This window comes from Rhizobium sp. BK181 (assembly GCF_014193305.1).
Lineage (GTDB): Bacteria > Pseudomonadota > Alphaproteobacteria > Rhizobiales > Rhizobiaceae > Rhizobium.
The window spans coordinates 60,696-82,705 of sequence record NZ_JACHZA010000022.1; the positions used below are offsets into that span (position 1 = coordinate 60,696).

The following is a 22,010-nucleotide window of genomic DNA, read 5'->3' on the forward strand; positions in this document are numbered from 1 at the left end:
AAGGGGCGCATCGTCGATGCGCCCCTTTCTCGTGCTAGTCCTGCCGCCGCACCTCAGCCTTCGCCGTCCTTGATGTAGACATCAGCAAAGTTGGACTGCACACCCTCGGCCCCGATGGTGTGGTTTTTGACCCGCTTGTTGAACACCGTGACGTTCTCCAGTGAAATCAGGTTCACTACTGGCACTTCGTCGGCAACGATCTTCTGGAAGGCGAAGAATTGCTGCTTGCGTTTTGCATCGTCGACCTCGACGGATGCGGCTTCGAGCAGCTTGTCCACCTCCGGGTTATTGTAGTGGCTGGCGTTCGAGAAGGGCAGGCCGAGCTTGAAGTTCTTCGACCAGTAGATGCGCTGCACGCCGAGCGTCGGATCGAACTGGTTGCCCAGATATTCGGCGGTCACGTCGAAGGCGCGGTCGGTGTAGACCTTCTTGATGTAGGTGGAGAAGTCGTAGGAATCGATCGTTGCGTTGATGCCGATACGCGTCAGGTTCTGCTTCAGATATTCGGCGACCCGCTTGAAGCCTTCATTGTAGGAGTTGTGGGTCAGTCGCAGGTTGAAGCGGACGCCGTCCGCGCCGCGCTTGTAGCCGGCCTCGTCGAGCAGCTGTTCAGCGGCTTTCAGATCGAAAGCATAAGGCTTGATCGAGGTGTCGAGATAGCGCGGCAGGAAGGTGCTGATCGGGGTCGGCGAAACATGGCCGTAGCCGTACCAGACGGTGTTCAGGATAACGTCGAGGTCGATGGCGTGGGCGATGGCGCGGCGAACGCTGACATTCTTCAGATACTCGTTGTCGAGATTGAAGATCAGCTGCGTCTGGTCGCCCTTGGTCTCGTAGCCGCGTGAATCGACGGCAATGTTCGGCAATGCCTTCACACGTTCGAGATCGCTCAGCGGGATGGGATTGTCGCCGCCGATATCGAATTCGCCGGTTTCGAAGCCGGCGGCGCGGGCGGCCCCATCGGGTACGAAGCGTACGATAACCTGGTCGAGATAGGGTTTGCCGGCGTCCCAGTAATCGGGATTGCGCTCGAGGATGATATGCGATCCGCGCACCCACTCCTTGAAGACGAATGGTCCCGTGCCGATCGGGGCACTGCCATTCGGATTGGTGGGCACGTCGGCAATCTTTACGCCGTCATAGACGTGCTTGGGCACGATCGGGGACTCGGCCCCGTAGAGAGCGCTCAGCAGGTAGGGGGCGGGTTTGGAAAGCCGGATCACGGCGGTCAGCGGATCGGGCGTTTCGACCTTGGTGACATTGGCGAAGGTGCCGCGGCCACGCGGGTGGACTTGCTTTAGAAGCTCGATGGAATAGGCAACGTCGTCCGATGTGAAGGGCTTGCCGTCATGCCACTTGACGTTTGGACGGAGTTTGAAAGTGTAGTTCAACCCGTCGTCGCTGACTGACCACTCGGTGGCAAGCTGCGGCTTTGGTGTCAGATCGAAGTCGTAGGTCAAGAGACCTTCGGTGATCTTGGGGCTCACCTTCTGCGTGCCGCCAGCCGTATGGGCGAGGGTGAGGATCGTCGGCGGTTCCGGCTCCACGATGAAGTTCAAGGTGCCACCCTTTGTCGGTGCGGAAGTCTCGGCGAACGCCTTGAGCGGCAGGAATGCGGTAAGGCCGGTCGCGGCGAGAAGTTTGTTGAGCTGGCGTCTGCTGATGTCCATGGATACCCCCTGAATTGCGATGGACGCCTCTATCGAAGCGTCGTTGCAGGCATCATCGGGCAGGGCCGTGCAAAACAGGAAGAATGTTTTTCTGCCTGTCCGGAAAAGGAAAACTTCGCGGCAGAGCGTCAAGGAGAAGGTTGAATTACGGTAGTCCACTAAAAATATAGAGAATAGTTTTTGCATCTCCGATTGAGGCTCGCCGCGCAAGAAAATGTCCCGTCGGCAGGGCGGGAAGGAATGCCGGTTCTCGTCTTGAAGGGCAGGTTTGTGGTGCAATCCTCTCATGAGCACGTTTGCCGACTCCCGCAGAAAAGCAATTCAGCCGACGCTTGCGCGGCTGCCGCCGCTGACATCGTTGCGGGCCTTCGTCGCGACGGCCCGACACCTGAATTTCGTTCGCGCCGCCGAAGAGCTGCATGTGACCTCGGCAGCGGTGGGCCAACAGATACGCCTGCTGGAGGATTACCTTGGTCAGCCGCTTTTCAACCGTGTGCGTGGCCAGTTGCATCTGACGCCGGCCGGGTTGGCATTGGTGCCCGGACTGACCGGGGCCTTCGATGCTGTTCTGGCCGCTATGGCTCAGTTCGTGCAGAGCGATCATGAACAGCCGATCCGCGTTTCGGTCGCCCCGTCGTTTGCCAGCAAGTGGCTCATCCCGCGCCTCGATGCGCTGCGGCGGGCTGCTCCCGGGCTGCAGGTTCTGGTCGATGCGTCGACCCAGTTGACGAACCTGGATGCCGGCGACGCCGATTGCGTGATCCGCTACGGTCGCGGTCCATATCCGGGGCTCGTTGTCGATCATCTCTTTTCCGAGGCCATACTGCCGGTCTGCAGCCCGGAGTTTGCGGATACGCATGGGCTGTGGGGCAAGCCGGAGGCCATCGAAGACGTGCCGCTGCTGCACGAGGATGGGGCAGAGCATGATCAATCCTGCCCGGATTGGGGTGGGTGGTTGCGCGCAGCCGGGCTCTCCTACCTGCCGTCGCAGGGTGGGTTCCGCCTGAACCAGTCCTCTCTTGTCCTCGATGCAGCGCTGGCAGGGCAGGGGCTGGGGCTCGGCAAGATCAGGCTGGCGGAAGCAGAGATCCGCTCCGGGCGGCTGGTCTGCCCCTTTGGCGTGCCGCAGCCCGTCAGTTCGTCCTATTTCTTCGCCACCACGGCGCATACGGCGCGATTGATGCGCGTCGATCTGTTTCGCGAGTGGCTGCTCGCGGAAGCGCGCGCCCTGCAGACGATGGATGAGATCATCGCGCGCCGTATCCGACCTGCGGCAGACATGATGGCCGCAGAATAAGTTGTTCTTCCAGGCCCTGCCGCTCTACTTGAGCCGGAAGCCCAGCCTGCGCGCCGCCGCCGCAAGTACGTGCCGCCCCTTCAAGGCCTCGACCGTGCCGATGCGGTTCCGGACCTGATTGGTCCAGTCGATCGCCGGCATCGCCTGCTCCGTCTGGAAGCTCCTCAGTGCCTTTTTGTAGCCCGCAAGATCCCGCGTCCGGGCGCGATCCGAATATTGCTCGCGATGCAGGACCGTCGACTGAGGTAGGCGCGGCTTCACGCCGGCGGGTTGTGCCGGATCGGGAAACCCCACAGTAAGGCCGAAGACCGGGAAGACACCATCCGGCAAGGCGAGTTCCCGGGCGACCCTTTCCGGATCGTTGCGGATCGCGCCGATGTAGCAGGTCCCGAGCCCCAGCGATTCAAAGGCAACGACCGCATTCTGCGCCGCAAGTGCCGCATCGATCACGCCAAGCAAAAAGCTCTCGATGTAGTCGAGACCTTCTCCCGCCGAGCCGCCGTCCGCAGCGATCGCGCGGGGCCGGGCAAGATCGGCGAGCCAGACGAGCAGGAGAGGTGCCTGGGCGATCTGGCGCTGGTTGCCTGCAACGGCGTTCAGGCGGCTACGGCGCTCGGGGTCCTCGACGGCGACGACGCTCCATGCCTGCAGGTTGGAGGAGCTGGGAGCCGACTGCGCGGCAGCAACGGCAATTTCGACCGTGGTGTGTGGAATCGGATCCGGCAGATAGCTGCGCACGCTGCGGTGGGAGAGCAGGGCGTCGACCGTTCATTCCAGTCGCTGCCGAGGTGCTGCACCTGGCGATAGCGTTCGGCTGATAGCGCTGCCAGCCGGTCGGAGCCGGTTGGCTTTGCTGCAAGGGAAGGTGTCATGGGACTGTCCTTTTCCGGGTCGCTATTCTGCCGCGCTGGCGTAGGGGTTGTGTGGCCGCGTGAGACCAAGGTGATCACGCAATGTGCGGCCGGCGTATTCGTGCCTGAACAGACCGCGGCGACGCAGGATCGGAACCACCTCATCAACGAAGACTTCAAGCCCGTGCGGCAGCACATCGGGCATGAGGTTGAAACCATCGGCCGCACCGGCGGTGAACCATGTCTCTATATCGTCGGCGATCGCGGCAGGCGTGCCGACAATCGTGCGATGCCCGGTGCCGCCGTTGAGCGCGCGGATCAGGCCCCGAACGGTCAATCCCTGCCGCCGCGCGAGCGCCAGCGTGGCGTGGAAGAACGTGTGCCCGCCGTCAGCCGGCAGCGGAATGTCCTCAGGCAAGGGCTTGTCGAGTTCGAGCTTCTTCTGATTGACCTGCAGGACACCGGCCAGTCGGGCAAGGCTGTATTCAAGCGGAATGAGGTCGCGCAGTTCCTCCTGTCTGCGCCTTGCTTCCGCTTCCGTGCTGCCGATGATGGTGGCGAGGCCCGCGAGCACGAGGATGCTGTTTTCCGAGCGACCGAAACGAACGGCGCGACGGCGCAGATCCCTGGCGTAATCCAGCGACTCTTCGAAGGATTGCGAGGCGGAGAATACCGCTTCGGCATGTGCGGCGGCGAGTTCACGCCCGTCGTCTGATCCGCCCGCCTGCACGAGAACCGGGTGCCCCTGTGGTGGGCGCGGAATATTGTGCGGCCCATGCACGGAGAAGTGCTTGCCGCTGTGAGCGATGGGGTGGACACGACCGGGATCGACGAAACGTCCGGTCGCGACGTCACCGACAAAGGCCTCTTCCTCCCAGCTGTCCCATAGCGCCTTGACCACGGAGGCAAACTCGCTGGCCCGCTCATAGCGGCTGGCATGGGCTACTGGCTTTTCAAGGCCGAAGTTCCTGCTTTGCGCCAGATCCGCGCTGGTGACGATGTTCCAGCCGGCGCGTCCGCCGCTGGCATGATCGAGCGTCGCGAAGCGCCGGGCGATGTTGTAGGGTTCGTTGTAAGTGGTGGAGGCCGTGCCGATCAGCCCGATCCGTTCCGTGCTGGCCGCGACAATTGCAAGCACGATGGTCGGTTCCAGCGAGGTGAGCGGGCGAAAGTCGATGCGGTCCGATATGGCCGCCTGGTCGGCCAGGAAGACGGCATCGAATGTGCCCCGTTCCGCGATGTCAGCGACCTTGATGTAGTGGTTGATGTCGAAGGAGGCGCGCGGGTCGCTGCCTTCCATGCGCCAGGCCGCTGGGGAGAACCCCGAGTGCAGGATATTGATGTTGAGATGAAGCTGCCGTCGGCTCATTGGAATATCCCCGGCTCGGGATAGTCGCCGGTCAGGAACCAGGAGCCGACATTGCGGGTCTTATATTCTGCCGGATTGTGAAGAGTGTGGATACGGACGTTGCGCCAGAAGCGATCGAAGCCGTACGGCCGGACGGCGGAACGAGCACCCATCACCTCAAATATTTCGCTGGTGACCTCGAGCGCGACCTTGCCCGCGAGCACATTGGCGGAAGCAACCGCAATCGCGGTGGCGCCGCGCTCCTCGGCCGTCAGCGCCGGGCCTTTGGCATAGGCCGTATCGATGGCGACCGCGGCTCTGTCAGCCAGTGCGGTAGTGGCCTGCACCTTGGTCCAGAGTTCACCGTACTGTCGCTTGATCCACGGGTCGTCCGAATGGCGTTCGACACCGGAGTAGATCCACGGCCGAGATTTCGTGATCGTATAATCCCGTGCTGCGATCAGGGCGCCTTGCGCGCTGCCGATGAAGACGTTGAGGAGAACGCTCTGCTGTTGCTGCGGAATGAGAAGGGCAGCCGGATCCCTGGGGCGTTCCGACAAGATCTCCTCATCCTTCACGGTGACATCCTTGTAGAAGACACGGCCGCTGCCGGTCTGCCGTTGTCCGATGCCATCCCAATCGTCGGCGATCGTTATGCCGTCGCGATTGGCGGGAATATAGGCGAAGCTGCGCGCGTTCGTTTCCTCGTCTTCCCATGCGACCATCAGATAATCGGCGACGTGCGAGCCGGAGGCGAACGGCCGATAGCCGTTCAGGAGGACGCCACCTTCTATCCTCTTGCCGAAGAGGCTTTTGGAGAAGCTGTTCGTGGTGTTGCCCCAGAACCACCGACCCTTGGCCGATTGCCGCAGGATCGCGGCCGATCGTTCGTCACTACCCCCCGTCAGGGCATTCTGGATGGGGCTGAAGTGGTAGCCGAAAAGGTGGCCAAGCGACCCGTCGACCTTGGCGAACTCACGCACGATGCGCAGAGCGGTCGAATAGGGCTGTCCCTCACCACCGAATTCCGTGGGAATGAGCAGATTGACGAGACCGCTGTCCTTGAGAAGCCGGACCTGCTCTGTCGGCCGCCCGCCCTGTTGATCCCGCTCGACGGCATCGACAGCGAAGATGTTCCTGAGCTCGACCGCCTTGGCGAGATAGGGATCGGTCTGGTCCGGCTCGAAGAGGACGGGAGGCAGCAGGGCTGGTTCGAAGCCTGAGGGCTTTACGGTCATCGTCTTATCTCCGTCAGTCGTGAAGTCGCGGAAAGCCATGCCGCTCTGAAAGCAGTTCGAGAATGCGGCTGGTCTTGGAAACGAAGCGCTTGCCTTTCCAGTCCGCAGCATCGGGCGGCGGGTTGGATGCGAGGACCAGCACCGGCAAGGACTGGTTTTCCTCACCAACCGCCTCGATCACCTGTGTGCGCGGGCGAGGGAAGGGAACTCTGTGCACCTCGATGCGGGAAGCAAGCTCGGGAAAGCTCGAAAGTACCCCCTCGATCGCATTGCAATGGGGGCAGACGAACGTCTGCCCAGGGTGCTTCGGGTCCGAGAAACCGGGGGCGATGAGAAAAAGCGTATCGCGGCTCATGTCTTTTCCCCCTACTCGGCCGCGACTGCGCCGTGATTGACGGTATGGCGGTTTTCGGGGCGCTTCAGGCCAAGGTTTTCGCGCAGTGTCGTACCCTCATACTCGTGGCGGAAGAGACCGCGCCGTCGCAGTTCCGGCACCACAAGCTCGATGAAATCAGAGAGCCCGCCCGGCATGATCGGCGCCATGATGTTGAAGCCGTCAGCTCCATAGTTTTCGAAGCGCTCTTCCAGCGTATCGGCAATCTCCGTCGGCGTGCCCACGACCTGCCAGTGGCCGCGCGCACCGGCGATGCGAAGGTAGAGCTGGCGGATCGTCAGGCTCTCACGCCGGGCAAGATCCAGAACCAGTGCCTGCCGGCTCTTGCCGGCATTTGTCGCAGGCGGATTTTCGGGCACCGGTCCATCGAGCGGATAATCCCGGAGGTCGACGCCCGAGAGCTGGGAAATCAGATTCAATCCGACCTCCGGCTGGATGAGTTCCTGAAGGGATTCGAACTTCTCCTGCGCCTCCGATTGTGTGCGGCCGACGACCGGGAAAATGCCGGGCAGGATCTTCAGGTCGTCGTGCGAGCGACCGTATTTCGCTAACCGTCCCTTGACGTCGGCGTAGAAGCTCGTTGCTTCCTCCAGGGTGATCTGGGCGGCAAAGACGGCTTCCGCCGTGCGGGCGGCAAGCTCCTTGCCGGGCTCGGAGGCGCCGGCCTGGACGACAACCGGTCGCCCCTGTGGCGAGCGCGGAATGTTGAGCGGGCCGCGGACCTTGAAATGCTTTCCACTGTGATCGAGACGATGCAGCTTGGCCGGGTCGAAATAGCGGCCGCTTTCGCGATCCCGCAGGAAAGCATCGTCTTCCCAGCTGTCCCATAGGCCTAGCACGACGTCGGCGAATTCCTCCGCCCGTTCGTAGCGGTCAGAATGGAGGATCTGCGTCTCATGGCCGAAATTGAAGGCGGCGTCGGGGTCGGCGGAGGTCACCAGGTTCCAGCCGGCTCGACCGCCGCTCAGCCGGTCGAGCGAGCCGAACTGCCGGGCGAGATTATAGGGGTCGGAGTAGCTGGTGGAGGCGGTGGCGATCAGCCCGATATTGCGGGTGACGGAAGACAGCGCGGAGAGCAGGGTGATGGGCTCGAAGGGATAAACACCGCTATGAGCCTTGCGGCTTGCGGCCTCGACATCCTTGATGCGCGCGGCGACGCCATCCGCGAAAAAGATCGTGTCGAACTTCGCCGCTTCGGCGAGCTTGGCCAATTCCAGGTAGTTCTCGAACTCGGTGCCGACGGAAGCCTTTGGATGACGCCATGCGGCGACGTGATGCCCGGTGAAGAGCAGAAATGCGCCGAGCTTGATCTTGTCCTTGCGTTTCGCCATTGCGGTTCCTTTCAGCGATAGATAGCCGGCACGGGAAATTCGCCTGTCAGCAGCCAGGTGCCGACGGTGCGTTTCTTGTACTCGGCGGGATTGTGGAGTGTGTGGGTCCTGACATTGCGCCAGAAGCGGTCGAAGCCATTGGCATTGGTCGCCGAGCGGGCGCCCATGACCTCGAAGACCTCGCTGGAGACGGCAAGCCCGACCTCGCCGGCATAGACGTTCGCCGTCGCGATATCGATCGCGGCCGCGCCACGGCCCGCGGCGGTCAGCGAAGGCCCTGCGGCGTACGCAGCATCGAGGCTGCGCGCGGCCTTGTCGGCCAGCTCCGTTGCCGCAAGAGTGCGGATATAGAGGTCGCCGTATTGGCGCTTGATCCAGGGGTCGTCGGTGTGCCGCTCGACGCCGGAATAGACCCATGGCCGCGAACTCGTCGTCGTATAGCTGCGGCCCTCCTCCAGTATGCCCTGTGCGCTGCCGACGAAGACGTTGAGCAGGACGCTTTGCTGAAGGAGCGATGTGAGCGAGGAATAGGGTGTCAACGGCACCTCGGGCGAGCTGATCAGCTCGTCGTCTTGAACCTCAAGATCCACGAAGCGGACCGTGCCGCTGCCGGTCTGCCGCTGGCCGATGCCGTCCCAGTCGTTCACAATGACAATGCCGTCGCGGTCGGCGGGAACGGCGGCGGTCAGTCGGGCGCCATCGCCATTCTCCCAGGAAACCTGGATGTAATCGGCGACATGCGTGCCCGAGGAGAACGGGCGACTGCCGTTGATGATCCAGCCGGTCGCCGTCCGTTCGCCGCTCGATGTTTTCGATAACGCGTTTCCGGAATTGCTCCAGATCCAGTTGCCGGCCGCCGAGCCAGTCAGCCATTTCTCTTTCTGCGCGGCCGAGCCGCGAAACAGGATGAGGTTGAGCGGCAGGTGGTGATAGCCGAAGAGATGGGCGAGCGATCCGTCGGTTTTCGCAAACTCCCTGACGATGCGCAGGATCGTTGGCCATGAGGCGCCCTGGCCGCCGTACTTCCTGGCGATCTGCGCCGAAGGCAGGCCGCTTTCTTTCAGGAGCCTGATCTGGTCGACTGGCCTGCCGCCCTGTTTGTCTCTCTCGACGGCATCGAGATGAAACGCCTGGCGCAGTTCGCTCGCCTTTGCCAGAAGCGTGTCGTCAGCATCTGTTTCGAACGGCATTTTGCCTCCCGGAAATGACGGTAGGACGGGCGTGTGCCCGCCTATTTCCCGTCAACGGTTGGCTGGCCGGCCGTTCAAGTCCAGAAATATCTGTTTGATTTCACGGAAAGAAATTCTTTTACCGGTGCGCTCGATTTCTGCGTTTCGTCGCGGTGCTCATCGGCGAAAACACCATCCTGTCAAATCGCGGAAATTGAGCAGCTTTTCCTCTGTGTTACGCCGACGTCGAACAATCGTCCGGAGGCAATTATTCTTTCCCGGACGAGAAGAAACTTTCACTTCGGCTTTCGAGGCGCAGCACTGAAGCTTCCCCTCAGCGGACCACAATCCAACCCGAGAGGAGCTCTTCGCGTGTCCATCAACCGTCGCAGTTTCAACCAGCTGATGTTGCTTGCAAGCGCTAGCACCTTGCTCCCGTCGATCTCATTTGGACAAGGCGCTGCACCGGCGACGGGCGGCACCTTGAACTGGCTCTACCGGGTGGATCCCGGCAATGCTCTCTTTGCCATCAACACATCGTCGGGCACCGGCCAGGCGATCGGCCCGAAGATCGTTGAGGGCCTGCTCACCTTCGACCTCGACGTCAAGCCGCAGCCGCTGCTGGCGACGGAGTGGTCTGTTTCCGACGACAATCTTCGCTACACGTTCAAGCTGCGTAAGGGCGTGAAGTGGCACGACGGCAAGGACTTCACCTCCGATGACGTCGCCTTCTCGATCTTCCGGCTGAAGGAGGCGCATCCGCGCGGTCGCATCACCTATCAGAACGTGGTGGCGGTGGAGACGCCGGATCCGCTGACCGCGGTTATCGTGTTGTCGAAGCCGGCTCCGTTCCTGCTCTCGGCGCAGTCGAGCTCGGAGTCGCCGATCGTGCCGAAGCACATCTTCGAGAAGCTGGCGCCTGGTGACGGGCAGACGCTGCAAACAGCGATAGGGACAGGTCCCTTCAAGCTGACGGAATGGGTTGCGGGCAGCCACCTGATCTTCGAACGCAATCCGGACTATTGGGACGCGGGCAAGCCCTATCTCGACCGCATCATCCTACGCGTCGTCACCGATCCGGCCGCCCGGTCCGCGGCCCTGGAGACCGGTGAAGCCGACATCGGCGACAATCCGGTGCCGCTTGCCGATCTCGAGCGGCTGAAGCAGGTCCCCAATCTCATCGTCGACACGACCACCTACGCCTATTCCGGCCCGCAGCAGCAATTGTTCTTCAACTACGACAATCGGCTGTTTGCCAAGCGCGAGGTCCGGCTTGCCATCGCCCAGGCGATCAACCTGCAGGAGATCGTCGACGTCGCGCTCTATGGTTATGCGCAGGTGTCGCCCAGCCCTGTCAGCACGGCCTTGCCGCAGTGGTACGATAAGAGCGTCGTGGCCCATCCCTACGATACGGCCGCAGCCGAAAAGCTGCTCGATGAAGCGGGCTATCCGCGCAAGGCGGATGGCAAGCGCTTTGATCTCAGGTTGACCTATAATTCCTACCTGCCGCAAGGCTACGCCGATGTGCTGAAAAACCAGCTGGAAAAGATCGGCGTTGGAATCGAGATCAAGAAATACGACCTGCCGACCTTCCTGAAGACCGTCTACACCGACCGGGCTTTCGACTTGGTAGTGGAGTCGCTCTCCAACACCTTCGATCCGTCGCTCGGCATTCAGCGCGCCTACTGGAGCAAGAATTTCAAGATCGGCCTGCCGTTCTCGAATGCAAGCCACTACGCGAACGCCAAGGCGGATGCGCTGCTCGAGGCGGCCGCCATCGAGCCTGATGAGAAGAAGCGCTGGGAGGTCTGGAGCAAGTTCCAGCATCTGATCCATGACGAGGTGGCGTCCGTCGACCTCGTCGCCGCCGGCGCCCAGATCGTCGCCAACAGGAGGGTGAAGAACTACGTGACGGGATCGCAGGGGCTGAACTGGAGCTTCGGCGACCTGTGGCTCGATCCGAACGCTTGATATCAGGAGCAGAAAACATGACGGGATATTCGATAGACAAGGCCAGATTGACTGATTGGCTGGGCGATGGGCTGGAACTGGCGGTGCTTGATATCCGGCCAACCGAAGAGGTCGGCTACGCATCGCCGCTGTTTGCGACAAACCTGCCTGCCGAACGCCTGGACGCCGAACTCGACCGCTTCGTGCCGCGTCGTGTGGTCCGCACGGTTCTGGTCGATGGTGGCGATGGCACGGCCGAAGCGGCTGTCACCCGATTGCGGCAAACCGGCTGGACGAACATCCATGTTCTGGAAGGCGGCATTCCCGCCTGGGTGGAGGAAGGCGAGGACAAGCTTCCGACCTTCGATATTCCGGGCGTTGCCTTCGTCACGAAGGTTCGCGACGAGAGAGGGACGCCCGTGGTCTCTGCCGTCGAGCTGAAGGCATTGCGCGATCAGGGTCAGGACGTCATCGTCCTCGATACACGCACGCTCGGCGAATATGAAAAGGCGCATGTGCCGGGCGCCGTCGGCGTGCCCGGGGCCGAACTACTGCTGCATTTCAAGGACCTCGTCCCCTCGACGGAGACGAAGGTCGTGGTTTCCTGCGCCGGCCTGCCGCGCGCTATTCTCGGGGCCCAGACCCTTATTGATGCCGGCGTCGAAAATGCCGTTGCCTATCTCGATGACGGGACGCGCGGCTGGACCGACGCGGGCCTCGATCTGGAGACAGGGCGTACCGCAACCTACCACGAGGCGACAGAAACAGCGCGCCGGTTTGCAAGCGAGTATGGAAAGAGCCTTTCAGCGAAGGACGGTCTGACGTTCGTCGATCGGAAGACGGCCGAGACGTGGAAGGCCGATCCGGTGCGCACAACCTACCTCCTGGACGTTCGCACGCCGGACGAGTTTGCGCGCTCGAATCTTCCGGGCTCGATCTCCTCGGAGGGCGGGCAGCTGCTCGGCGTATCCTATCGGACGATTGCCGTTCGTGGCGCCCGCGTCGTCCTGGTCGACGATCTCCTGGGTTCGCGCGCCCGCATCGTCGCCCACTGGCTCGCCCGCCGCGGTTTCGAGATCGCAATCCTGCTTCACGATTTCGGGGCAGAGGAGCGGGCAGCCGCTTAAGGCAGGCCGAGCCTTGGCTGAAATGAGAACCGGGCCTAATCGCCGCCGTTAGCCGGCGGTATTGGGCCTGTAACAGGAAAAAACGCCATGACAGATATCAACGGGGCCTGGGGCGCACCGCCGAGCGAGCGCTTCGAGCGCCTGGCGGCGAGTCTCAGGCCCGTTTTCGCCCGTATCGGCGAGCGTGCGATCGACCGCGACCTCGCTCATGAATTACCCTTTGATGCCTATGAGTGGCTGAAAACCGCGGGCTTTTCGCGATTGCGTTTGCCGGCCGTCCATGGGGGCTTTGGCCTAACCTTGCCCGAACTCTTCGGCCTCATCATCGAGCTTGCGGCGGCCGACCCAAACCTCACCAACGCCTACCGCAGTCACTTTGGTTTCACCGAGGATCTTCTGAACGCAGCTGACAGTGCCTGGCGCGACAGTTGGCTAAAAAGGCTCGGGCAGGGCGAGACGGTTGGAAGCGGGTTCTCGGAGCTTGGCGATACGCCGCTCGGCAGTTATTCGACCCGTCTGGTCCGCAATGGCGCAAGCTGGCGGCTCGATGGCGAAAAGTTCTATACCACTGGCTCGCTTTATGCGGACTGGATCACGCTCGGCGCGATCGATGGGGACGGGCAGCCGATCGGCGCGCTGGTGCCGACCTCGGCACCAGGCGTGGAGATTATCGACGACTGGGATGGCTTCGGCCAGTCGCTGACAGCCAGCGGCACGGCGCGCTTTAGGGATGTCGAGATCGCCGACGAGCTGATCAAGCCAAGCGCGGTCCGGTTTAGCTATTCCGGCGGGTTCTTCCAACTGGTCCATCTGGCGTCGCTTGCGGGCATCGGCCGCGCCGCGGCGAACGACCTTGCGCGGCATGTGGCGGCGAGGAAGAGGATTTATAACCGGGGCAATGCGCCCCGACCGGCCGAAGACCCGCAGATCCAGCAGGTGGTGGGGAAGGTCAGGGGTGCGGCCTACAGCGCCGGAGCAATCGTGCTTCAGGCAGCAGGCGCCCTGCAGCGCGCCTACGAGGCTAATCAGAGCGGCGATCAGGATCAGATCGCGGTGGCTGGTCGCAATGCAGAACTTGAGGTCAGCCAGTCCGTCACCGTCGTCACTTCGCTGATCCTTGACGCCAGCACGGTGCTGTTCGACGCCTTGGGAGCGTCCGCGGCCAAGCGCGGCCATGGTCTTGACCGCCATTGGCGCAATGCGCGCACGATCGCGTCCCACAATCCGCGCATCTACCACGATCGCATCGTCGGCGATTACGCGGTCAACGGCACGATCCCGGGTCCGCAGGCAGGCGTGGGTGTCGCAAGGCAAGAGCAGACGGAACGGGCAGGCGCATGAGCATTCAACAACGTCGCATGAACCTTAACGTCGGACTGAATTCCACCGGCTATCTCGCCAATGCATGGAAATACCGCAGCGGTGACTGGCACGATATCAATGATCCGGCCTACTATCGGCGCCTGGCAGAGATTGCCCACAAGGGGCGCTTCGATGCCGTGTTCTTTTCCGACCACCCGGCGCTGATGACAGAACCGCTGGGGCGACCCTTTCATACGATCGACCCGCTGATCCTGTGCACGGCGCTGGCAGCGCAGGTGCCCGATATTGGGTTTGTCGTGACGGTCTCGTCCACCTATAATTCACCCTATAATTTCGCACGGCGCGCCCAGTCGCTCGATATCGTTTCGGGAGGGCGGCTGATCGTCAATATTGTCTCGTCGTTCAATCCCAATGTCGCCGCCAACTTCGGCAGTGCAGCGCTTCCACCGCGCAAAGAGCGCTATGCCCGCGCTGTCGAATTTCTCGATGTGGCAAAGAAGCTGTGGGCGAGCTGGGATCCAAGGCGTGAGAGCGAGGTTGGATCCGATCGCTTCTGGGACAGCACGAGTGCCGTTCCGATCGATCATGAGGACGCCTTTTTCCAGGTGCGTGGTCCGCTCAACGTCCCGCGTGGTCCCCAGGGCCATCCGGTCATCGCCCAGGCAGGTGCGTCCGATGGCGGCATCGATCTTGCGGCACGGCACGGCGAGATCATCTACTGCAACATCCTGTCGAAACCCGCGGGCAGGGCGTTCGGCGACAAGGTGCGCAACAGGGCCGTTTCGCTCGGCAGGGATCCAGCCGGCATTCGCATCGTCCCCGGCCTCGTGGTTATCTTGGGGGAAAGCCTTAAGGAAGCCTTGCGCAAGCATGAACTCTACAGTGGGACGGGATCGGAAGATGGGCTGCTCGAACGTTTCGTGCGCGAGCATGGATTGGACCGCGACCGTTTCGACCCGGACGCCGTCCTTGACTATGAACGCTTCTTGCCTGATCAAAACAGGCAACAGGCCGTTGGGATGGGACTTGGGCTTGCCGACCTGCTACAGCATGAAAGACTGACTGCGCGTCAGGCCGTGCGCCGTTCCGAGGGACATCACCGGCTCCTCATCGGCACGGCGGAACAGGTGGCCGAGGAAATGATCGACCTGTGGGAGGACGGCACGGTGGACGGCTACACGCTGCAACCGCCGAGGGCGCCCGATGATATCATCGAGTTTGTGGACACGGTCATCCCGATCCTTCAGGACCGAAACGTCTATCCCCGTCAGTACGAGGGACGAACGATACGCGACCGGTATGGGCTCTCCTATCCGACATGACGTTTGCATGGCGTGCTTTCGCCAGGGGGAAGCCGTCGACGGATCATAAACCCGCCGCTTACCCGAACGCTTTTCCTGCTGCGCACTTGCGCTCAATTGCAGACCGATGCCATGGGCGAGGCGCAGGCGACAATCGAGCGGTCGATTTCGCGCCTTGCCGAAAGCTTCGCTTTCGAGTCTCTCGGATAAAATTCTCAGGATGGCTGGCGCGCCATCGATGTCGGTCCCGTCGACGCTTCCCAAGTTTCAAACACAATTCCATCAGCCGAGCAGCAATGCAGACAGCGATGATGGAGAGATCGCTAGGTCCGGGAAGCCGAGTGGATATCCGCTCGGAACCGGTGACTACATCAGCTGAATGTTGATAGCCTTTGGTCCCTTGCCACGGCGATCCGGCTCTGTGTCGAACGAGACCTTCTGGCCTTCCTGCAGCGACTGGATGCCGGAGGCTTGGAGAGCCGAAATGTGAATAAAGATATCGCTGCCTCCCGTACTGGGTGAGATGAAGCCGAAACCCTTGTCTGCGTTGAAAAACTTTACGGTACCAGTGGCCATTTTGTTCTCCCAGGAGCACTGTTCGGTCACTAACATGCCGTCCAGATTCGATGTCTGCAACTGGAAATATCCTCGCCTCTATTCAATGTGGTGAATGGACGAGCAATTCGGCCGTTCTGGTGACGACGGTGCTGTGTAACGCTCACAACGAAAGCCGACCAACGCGTCACGCTAGGAACCACAGATCAAAACCAACGGCTCCTGAATTTGGTGCGGGCTGCGGGTGTCCTTTCTGGCGAGATGACCCTCGCTGATGCAAAGATATAGAGGACTTGAACCTTGAGCCGAACAGCATTGTACGGCTTCGCACGGACTGTGCGTAGAAGGTGAGGGAATTCACCGGGCTGTCGTCCCGGCAGGCCATTTCACAGGATGGCCATACGCTTGATCAGCAATACATTGAACTGCATGGTCGGAAGGGCGCCTGATGAGCCTTTCGCCGGGTTGAATCTGATTACCTGAACCCGCAACCAATCAGAACTTCGACAGGCAGCCGATCGCATAGTTCTAAACGAAAAGGCTTGCCGGAAATCGTTTCGCGGCGAGCTTCAGATCGAACTCCGGAGCGGTCGAGCGCGCGCGTAGGATAGGGGTAAAGTGACGGCTCATGGAATGGGCGGCGGCGGAGCCTCGATACATACGATGCGGGACGACCAGCCTCTGCCCATCATTGTCCCCGCAAGGTCGCATTGAGCAGGCCCGGGCACATCGAGCAATGCAACTTGCCTGATGAAAGGTCAGACTACCATTGTGGAGATCGCCGGCTGCTGAGCTAGGAGGTCTGCCAGAACCCGGAGAGCGCGTGTAAGTTCCTCCAGGTCCACCGGAGCGCCAAGCGCAAGTCGTATGGCTTCGGGCGCAGACGCAATTGCAAAAGCGTCGCTGGTGACGATACCGATCCCTATCGAACGCAATCTGGAAACCAGTTCACCTCGCGTCCACGGTTCAGGAACCTTTAGCCACACGTGGAAGCCCCCTGGAGAGGTTTCAACATCGAACGGAAGGATCGCCTTGACGGCGTCCAGGCGCTTTCCCGTCTCCTTGACTATTTCGCCTCTGACAGCATCCGCTACTCCCGTCTCTATCCACCGTGACGCTAGAGCACTCGTGAGGGGCGACACAATTGACGCTGACGCCCGGATCGCGTTGGCCACGCGATGTGTACGACCCTCCGGTACGGCGACATATGCGACCCGAAGGGCGGGCGACAGGCATTTGGATAAGCTGGCCACATGATAAACCGCTTCGGGCAGCAGCGCCGCAAGCGGCGGTGGCGGGGCCGAAACAAGGCCACTATACGCGTCGTCCTCGATAATTGGCACGCCATATGTCCGCGCAACATTGACGAGATCGTGCCTCCTCTGAACGGACAATGTCCGTGTCGTCGGATTGTGAAGCGTTGGCATGCAATAGAGCGCTTTCGGCTTCGCCTCCCTGCATGCTCGCGCAAAAGCGTCCGGAACAAGCCCCTGATCGTCCATTGCAATCGGAGCCAATTTGAGCCTGAGATGAGATGCGATCGAGCGGAAGCCAGGGTAGGTGAGTTCTTCCGCACAGACGACATCGCCGGGCTCTGTCATCGCGCTGAGAATGGCGTGAAGGGCTCCTTGCGCGCCTGACGCGACTACCACTCGATCAGCCGATATCCCCGGAAGCCGCCTTGAAAGCCAAGACGCGGCGACGATACGATCCTCCATGATGCCGCCTGGTTCCTGGTACCGTAGCAGGAGGTCCAAGCCCTGTTCCTGAAGCTTTTTTGCGCCATCCCACATTCTCTGTTCCAGGACGGGATCGAGAAACCTCGGCGGCAGGTTCATGCTCATGTCGACGACGCCCGAGGGCTGCAGTGATGGTCGCGCGCCACGTTTCGATCGCACGTATGTCCCTTGACCCACCTTGCCTTCGATCAGGCCACGGCTGCGGACCTCCGAGTAGGCTCGGCTGACTGTGGTGAAGTCGATCCCGAGGTCGTCAGCGAGTTTGCGCTGCGTTGGAAGTCTCACCCCTTCGGCCAACCGACCACTCGCGATGTCCGCAGCCAAAGCATCCGCGATCGACAAATAGATTGGCCCCTCACGGGTACCGAGCTGAGGTGTCCAGGATGTCGCAGTCATCGACTTTCCACAGATCTGCATTCAATTCAAGCCTTATATGTATAATATATGGATATCAAACCACGCCGGTTGTCAAGGAAATTGGGGCCTAGAATGAGCAGCAACCCTAAATTCGAAGCCATCATAGCATGAAGCTGGATGGCCGCTATCGCACGTTCATTGAGCGACACTGAGAATTCCTGCTCTGGCATGGTCCTCACCACGCACGTCGCGTTACGGTGTGGTGCAGCAACGACTACCTGGGCCTGGCCGGAACAGACTCTGCGACAATTTGTAAAATGGAGAATTTGATTGGATAATTGTATGTATCAATGTATTCAATCAATCTTGGAAAGATAACGCAATGACCACTGAATGGCCTCCATTGCCGCCCATACAAACGGGACTGCGTGGGTTATGCCCGCAATGTGGACAAGGGCACCTTTTCGACGGCTTTCTGACTGTTAAGCCCAAATGCGAAGTTTGTGGCCTCGACTACTCCTTCGCCGATCCGGCAGATGGCCCGGCGTTTTTCGTAATCTGCTTCACATGCGTACCGGCAGTGGCGGTGGCGTGCTGGATAGAGGTCGCCTATTCCCCTTCGATGTGGGTGCATCTCTTCACGTCCCTCCCACTGGTGCTTCTGGCTTGTCTTTTGCCTCTCCGGCCGCTGAAGGGCTGGCTCATCAACAGTCAGTTCTTCTTCAAGGCGGAAGAGGGAAAGATCGACCGCGACTACGTTCGACCAAAGTCGTGAGGTAGTGGTCCTCACGAGTAGATAGTGTCAACTAATACCCTGGGAATGTTCAAAATGGATTGGTTCATTACCGTCTTCCTTCCGTTCAAGCTTCTCGTGTTAGGAACGGGCATGTACTTCGCCATCAAGTGGCATTACGATCAAGGGAAGAATGGAGAGAGAGGCGCGGTGCTACGCGCGGGCGGCAAGATGGCCGCAGTCTTCGTGCTATCGCTCCTATGCGTCGGGCTCTTCACGTTCGTTCTTAGCAGGATGGTCGGTTTGGACTTGAGCTTTCCATGATGGCATAATGTCGCCACGCCTCACGATTCATCTCCGGAGCTTGAGTCGGAGAGTGCGGCATCAAGGAAATATTGCAATTCCTGGTCGCCAGCATCGGAAAGAGCTGTCTGAACCGATCGGCGATGGCATTCGGCGGCGAAACCGGGGCGACGGGTATCGGGAACCCATATTTGTACCGGACGCAGCCCTGCTTCCATGAGGGCCCGGCGGCGCTTTTGGACTCGTTCATTGACCGGGGTTGCCACGACCATCCCCCTGCGGCTTGTTACATGTAACGATGTAAGGTCAGAGATTCGTCATGTCCATGCGGTTCACGGATTGGCTTCCCTGCGCAACGATCTCACCTGTGTCCTACCCACTACGTGATAGAGCCGCACTTGCCACAGCATGCAGGCGCGGTGGCGGATTACGCCGGTCACGTCTCCGCTTTATCAGCCGCAAACATCGGACCGCCCCTATGGGCGGGAAAACCGTATCCGTTGATCATCACGAGATCGACGTCGCTTGCGCGTGTCGCGATACCCTCCGATAGAAGAGCGCGGCCCTCGTCGGCCATCGCCTTCAGAACCCTTGTCACAATCTCGTTCGCGGTGAACGAACGAGGCTTGATCCCCTTGCGCTTCCGCTCTGCCACGACAAGGGCGGTGACGTCCGGATCGACTGTCCGCCTTGCCTCGGGATAGGCATACCAGCCGCGGCCGCTCTTCTGTCCGAAGCGCCCGGCCTCGCAAAGGCGGTCGGCAATCTCGACGTAACGAGCATTCGGATCGCGCATCGACGCCTGACGTTTGCGGCGCGCCCAGGCGATCTCCAGCCCAGCCATGTCGCAGACGGCAAAGAGACCCATCGGAAACCCGAAGGCTTCCATCGCCTGGTCTACCTCGTGCGGCAGGGCGCCCTCTTCAACCATGAATTCAGCCTCGCGCCGGTAGGCAGAAAAGACCCGGTTGCCGATAAAGCCTTCGGTCACGCGGCAGACAATCGGCAGCTTGCCGAGGCGCTTGGCGAAGGCCATCGCCGTAGCAAGGACCTCGGTCTCGGTACGGGCGCAATTCACGACTTCGACCAGTCGCATGATGTTTGCGGGCGAGAAGAAATGCAGGCCGACGACACGCTCGGGATGGCGCGTCGCAGCGGCAATGGTGTCAGGATCGAGATAGCTCGTGTTCGTGGCAAGGATCGCATCCGCCCTGACGACGTCGTCGAGGCGGCGGAACAGCCCGGCCTTGACGTCGAAGTCGTCGAAAACAGCTTCGATGACGAGATCAGCATCGTGAAGCGCACCGAGGTCCGAAGCGACTGTGAGCTTAAGGAGCTGCTCGTCCCGGCCTGCGGGATCGAGACGACCGGACTGTACCGCCTTCTCAAGAATTCCCGCTATGCGCCCATACCCCTTCGTGGCGCCTTCCTCGCTCTGCTCGACGCCTATGACCTGGAAGCCCGCGTTCAGCGCCGAGACGGCGATACCGGAGCCCATCAGTCCGGTGCCGACCACGCCGACGCATCGTGTGTTTCGCGGCGTCGTCTTTTCCTGTCCCTCGACTTTCCCGGCTGCCCGCTCGGCAAAGAAGACGTAGCGCAGCGCTGCCGCCTCTTGAGATTCCCTGAGGCGAAGGAATGTCCTGCGTTCTTCGGCAAGGCCATCCGTGAATGGAAGCGTCACGGCGGCCTTCACGAGCCGCAGGGCTTCGACCGGCGCGGCTTGGCCGCGCGCCCTGGCAAGAATTTTCGCGCCGACGGCGTCAATCTCGGCATCGCTGACCGGCTTTACAGCAATCGCGCCGGATCTGCGAAGCTCGCCGCCCGCCATGGAGGCAACAAGCACGCACGCTTCTGCAACCAGACCCTCTGTCGTGATGCGGTCGATCAAGCCGATGCGAAGCGCTTCGTCGGCCTTCAGGGCACGACCGGTTCCGATCATCTCGGCAGCCGCGGCTATGCCGACGAGCCGCGGCAGGCGTTGCGTGCCGCCGGCACCCGGGACAATGCCGAGCTTGACTTCGGGCAGGCCGAAGCTTGCCGCGGGCGCGGCAACGCGGCCATGGCAGGCAAGAGCCAGCTCACATCCGCCCCCGAGTGCTGCGCCGTTGACCGCCGCCACTGCCGGCTTGGAAAACTGCTCGATGCGCAGATAGACATCGGGCAGGAAAGGCGCTTCGGCCGGCTTGTCGAATTCCTTGATGTCGGCGCCGCCGACAAAGGTTTTGCCGGCCCCGGTAATGACGATGCCGCGCACGGCATCCAGCGCCGCGGCATGGTCCAGTGCAGCACCAAGGCCGGCGCGGACGCTGAGAGATGTTGCGTTGACGGGCGGATTGTCGATGGTGACGACCAGCACGCGATCGGCGATCTTGCCGGAGACGGTTTTGGAAAAGCACAGGTCGCCCATGATCCACCTATTCAGGAATGACCGCGGTTGCTTGGATTTCGATCTTGGCGCGATCTTCCACCAGGGCCACGACCTGCAACGCAGCCATGGCTGGGAAATGCCTGCCGATCGTTTCGCGATAGGCCTGACCGATACCTTTCAGATTGCCGAGGTACTCCGCCTTATCGGTGAAGTACCAGGTCATCGACGTGATATGTCGTGGTTCGGCGCCGCCCTCTGCGAGCACGGCCAGGACGTTCTTCAGGGTCTGGCGCACCTGTTCGACGAAGTCGTCGGTTTCAAACTCGCAGCGCTCGTTCCAGCCGATCTGCCCGCCGACGAAAACCATGCGGCCCTTTGCTGCCATTCCGTTGGCGTATCCTATTGGCTTCGCCCAGCCTTCAGGCTGCAGGATCGTGTGCATCAGTTGTCTCCAGATGATGTGTCAACGCGGCGCGGACGTCGGAAGGCCATGCGAGTGATTGGTGGGTGTCGAGCGACGTGGCAACGACGCGCTGTCGTGCGGTCCAAAGCACCTTACCGTTTGCCGATATCCTATGTTCCAGATCGAGCGAGGTACTGCCGATTTTGAAAACCGCAATTTCGAATTCGAGTTGATCGCCCTGGAAGCCGGGTCTTGAGAACGTCACATCCAGCCGCACGGTGGGAACGCCGATCCTGCGGTCCTCGATTAATGTTTTCCAGGGAAAACCGAGCGAGGCGAAGTAGTCCTCCAGAACACCGACGAGCAGGTTGAGGTAAGATGGGAAATAGGCAATCCCCGAGGGATCGCAGTCTCCGAAGCGCAGCGGTCTTGTCGTTCGAAACCCCACGGCGTGCCTCAATTCGCGAATGCGGCAATGCCGGTGACGGCGCGGCCGAGGATCAGCGCGTGGACGTCATGTGTCCCCTCATAGGTGTTGACCACCTCGAGG

19 protein-coding genes and 1 pseudogene are annotated in these 22,010 nt (G+C 61.1%); 7 read left to right on the forward strand and 13 right to left on the reverse strand.

Annotated elements, in window-relative coordinates; all coding sequences use genetic code 11:
* Window positions 1–53: 53 nt before the first annotated feature.
* Complete coding sequence (locus FHT77_RS27890) at window positions 54–1,670, reverse strand: ABC transporter substrate-binding protein (RefSeq protein ID WP_183758447.1); 1,617 nt, start codon at window positions 1,668–1,670, stop codon at window positions 54–56.
* Window positions 1,671–1,956: 286 nt separating this feature from the next.
* On the opposite strand from FHT77_RS27890, the gene FHT77_RS27895 reads away from it, so the two are divergent.
* Window positions 1,957–2,967, forward strand: coding sequence for a LysR substrate-binding domain-containing protein (locus FHT77_RS27895; protein ID WP_183758449.1), 1,011 nt, complete (start codon window positions 1,957–1,959; stop codon window positions 2,965–2,967).
* A 24-nt stretch (window positions 2,968–2,991) separates the two neighbouring features.
* Here FHT77_RS27895 and FHT77_RS27900 read toward each other — a convergent pair.
* From FHT77_RS27900 to FHT77_RS27925, 6 genes and pseudogenes are all read right to left on the reverse strand, one after another.
* Window positions 2,992–3,839: pseudogene (locus FHT77_RS27900) on the reverse strand (NADPH-dependent oxidoreductase).
* Window positions 3,840–3,861: 22 nt separating this feature from the next.
* Window positions 3,862–5,187 (reverse strand): LLM class flavin-dependent oxidoreductase, encoded by a 1,326-nt coding sequence (locus FHT77_RS27905; RefSeq protein WP_183758451.1) that lies wholly within the window; start codon window positions 5,185–5,187, stop codon window positions 3,862–3,864.
* Window positions 5,184–6,404, reverse strand: a complete 1,221-nt coding sequence (locus tag FHT77_RS27910; protein ID WP_183758452.1) for an acyl-CoA dehydrogenase family protein — start codon at window positions 6,402–6,404, stop codon at window positions 5,184–5,186. The genes FHT77_RS27905 and FHT77_RS27910 overlap by 4 nt, the downstream gene beginning before the upstream one ends.
* A 13-nt stretch (window positions 6,405–6,417) precedes the next feature.
* Window positions 6,418–6,759, reverse strand: coding sequence for a DUF3088 domain-containing protein (locus FHT77_RS27915; protein WP_183758454.1), 342 nt, complete (start codon window positions 6,757–6,759; stop codon window positions 6,418–6,420).
* A gap of 11 nt (window positions 6,760–6,770) precedes the next feature.
* Complete coding sequence (locus FHT77_RS27920; RefSeq protein WP_183758456.1) at window positions 6,771–8,129, reverse strand: LLM class flavin-dependent oxidoreductase; 1,359 nt, start codon at window positions 8,127–8,129, stop codon at window positions 6,771–6,773.
* Between the two features lie 11 nt (window positions 8,130–8,140).
* Window positions 8,141–9,319: an acyl-CoA dehydrogenase family protein gene (locus FHT77_RS27925; protein ID WP_183758458.1), complete on the reverse strand. Its 1,179-nt coding sequence runs from the start codon at window positions 9,317–9,319 to the stop codon at window positions 8,141–8,143.
* Window positions 9,320–9,670: 351 nt separating this feature from the next.
* Here FHT77_RS27925 and FHT77_RS27930 point away from each other — a divergent pair, with 351 nt between their 5' ends.
* The 4 genes from FHT77_RS27930 (at window position 9,671) to FHT77_RS27945 (ending at window position 15,020) form a co-directional block, all read left to right on the forward strand.
* Entirely contained in the window at window positions 9,671–11,269 is a 1,599-nt protein-coding gene (locus FHT77_RS27930) for an ABC transporter substrate-binding protein (RefSeq protein WP_183758460.1), read from the forward strand.
* Between the two features lie 17 nt (window positions 11,270–11,286).
* A complete protein-coding gene (locus FHT77_RS27935; RefSeq protein ID WP_183758462.1) occupies window positions 11,287–12,375 on the forward strand; it encodes a rhodanese-like domain-containing protein in 1,089 nt (362 codons plus the stop codon).
* An 87-nt stretch (window positions 12,376–12,462) separates the two neighbouring features.
* Entirely contained in the window at window positions 12,463–13,716 is a 1,254-nt protein-coding gene (locus tag FHT77_RS27940; protein WP_183758463.1) for an acyl-CoA dehydrogenase family protein, read from the forward strand.
* Complete coding sequence (locus FHT77_RS27945) at window positions 13,713–15,020, forward strand: NtaA/DmoA family FMN-dependent monooxygenase (RefSeq protein ID WP_183758465.1); 1,308 nt, start codon at window positions 13,713–13,715, stop codon at window positions 15,018–15,020. Before FHT77_RS27940 ends, FHT77_RS27945 begins: the two co-directional genes overlap by 4 nt.
* Before the next feature lie 345 nt (window positions 15,021–15,365).
* Here the strand turns inward: FHT77_RS27945 and FHT77_RS27950 are convergent, their stop codons facing one another.
* Window positions 15,366–15,575 carry a cold-shock protein gene (locus FHT77_RS27950; RefSeq protein WP_028827775.1) on the reverse strand — a complete coding sequence of 70 codons (210 nt, stop codon included), beginning with the start codon at window positions 15,573–15,575 and terminating at the stop codon, window positions 15,366–15,368.
* Between the two features lie 737 nt (window positions 15,576–16,312).
* Window positions 16,313–17,689 carry a PLP-dependent aminotransferase family protein gene (locus tag FHT77_RS27955; RefSeq protein WP_183758467.1) on the reverse strand — a complete coding sequence of 459 codons (1,377 nt, stop codon included), beginning with the start codon at window positions 17,687–17,689 and terminating at the stop codon, window positions 16,313–16,315.
* Between the two features lie 343 nt (window positions 17,690–18,032).
* Here FHT77_RS27955 and FHT77_RS27960 point away from each other — a divergent pair, with 343 nt between their 5' ends.
* Together FHT77_RS27960 and FHT77_RS27965 are read left to right on the forward strand one after the other, a co-directional pair.
* On the forward strand, window positions 18,033–18,425 hold the full coding sequence (locus FHT77_RS27960; protein ID WP_183758469.1) for a DUF983 domain-containing protein: 393 nt from the start codon (window positions 18,033–18,035) through the stop codon (window positions 18,423–18,425).
* Between the two features lie 54 nt (window positions 18,426–18,479).
* Window positions 18,480–18,707, forward strand: a complete 228-nt coding sequence (locus FHT77_RS27965; protein ID WP_183758471.1) for a hypothetical protein — start codon at window positions 18,480–18,482, stop codon at window positions 18,705–18,707.
* A gap of 20 nt (window positions 18,708–18,727) precedes the next feature.
* On the opposite strand, the gene FHT77_RS27970 is transcribed toward FHT77_RS27965, so the two are convergent.
* The 4 genes from FHT77_RS27970 to FHT77_RS27985 all read right to left on the reverse strand — a co-directional run bounded on the left by FHT77_RS27970 (window position 18,728) and on the right by FHT77_RS27985 (window position 21,908).
* Complete coding sequence (locus FHT77_RS27970) at window positions 18,728–18,952, reverse strand: antitoxin MazE family protein (protein ID WP_183758473.1); 225 nt, start codon at window positions 18,950–18,952, stop codon at window positions 18,728–18,730.
* A 170-nt stretch (window positions 18,953–19,122) separates the two neighbouring features.
* Window positions 19,123–21,096, reverse strand: a complete 1,974-nt coding sequence (locus FHT77_RS27975; RefSeq protein WP_183758474.1) for a 3-hydroxyacyl-CoA dehydrogenase NAD-binding domain-containing protein — start codon at window positions 21,094–21,096, stop codon at window positions 19,123–19,125.
* 7 nt (window positions 21,097–21,103) lie between these two features.
* A complete protein-coding gene (locus FHT77_RS27980) occupies window positions 21,104–21,499 on the reverse strand; it encodes a RidA family protein (protein WP_183758476.1) in 396 nt (131 codons plus the stop codon).
* Window positions 21,477–21,908 carry an acyl-CoA thioesterase gene (locus FHT77_RS27985; protein ID WP_183758478.1) on the reverse strand — a complete coding sequence of 144 codons (432 nt, stop codon included), beginning with the start codon at window positions 21,906–21,908 and terminating at the stop codon, window positions 21,477–21,479. The genes FHT77_RS27980 and FHT77_RS27985 overlap by 23 nt, the downstream gene beginning before the upstream one ends.
* Between the last annotated feature and the right edge of the window lie 102 nt (window positions 21,909–22,010).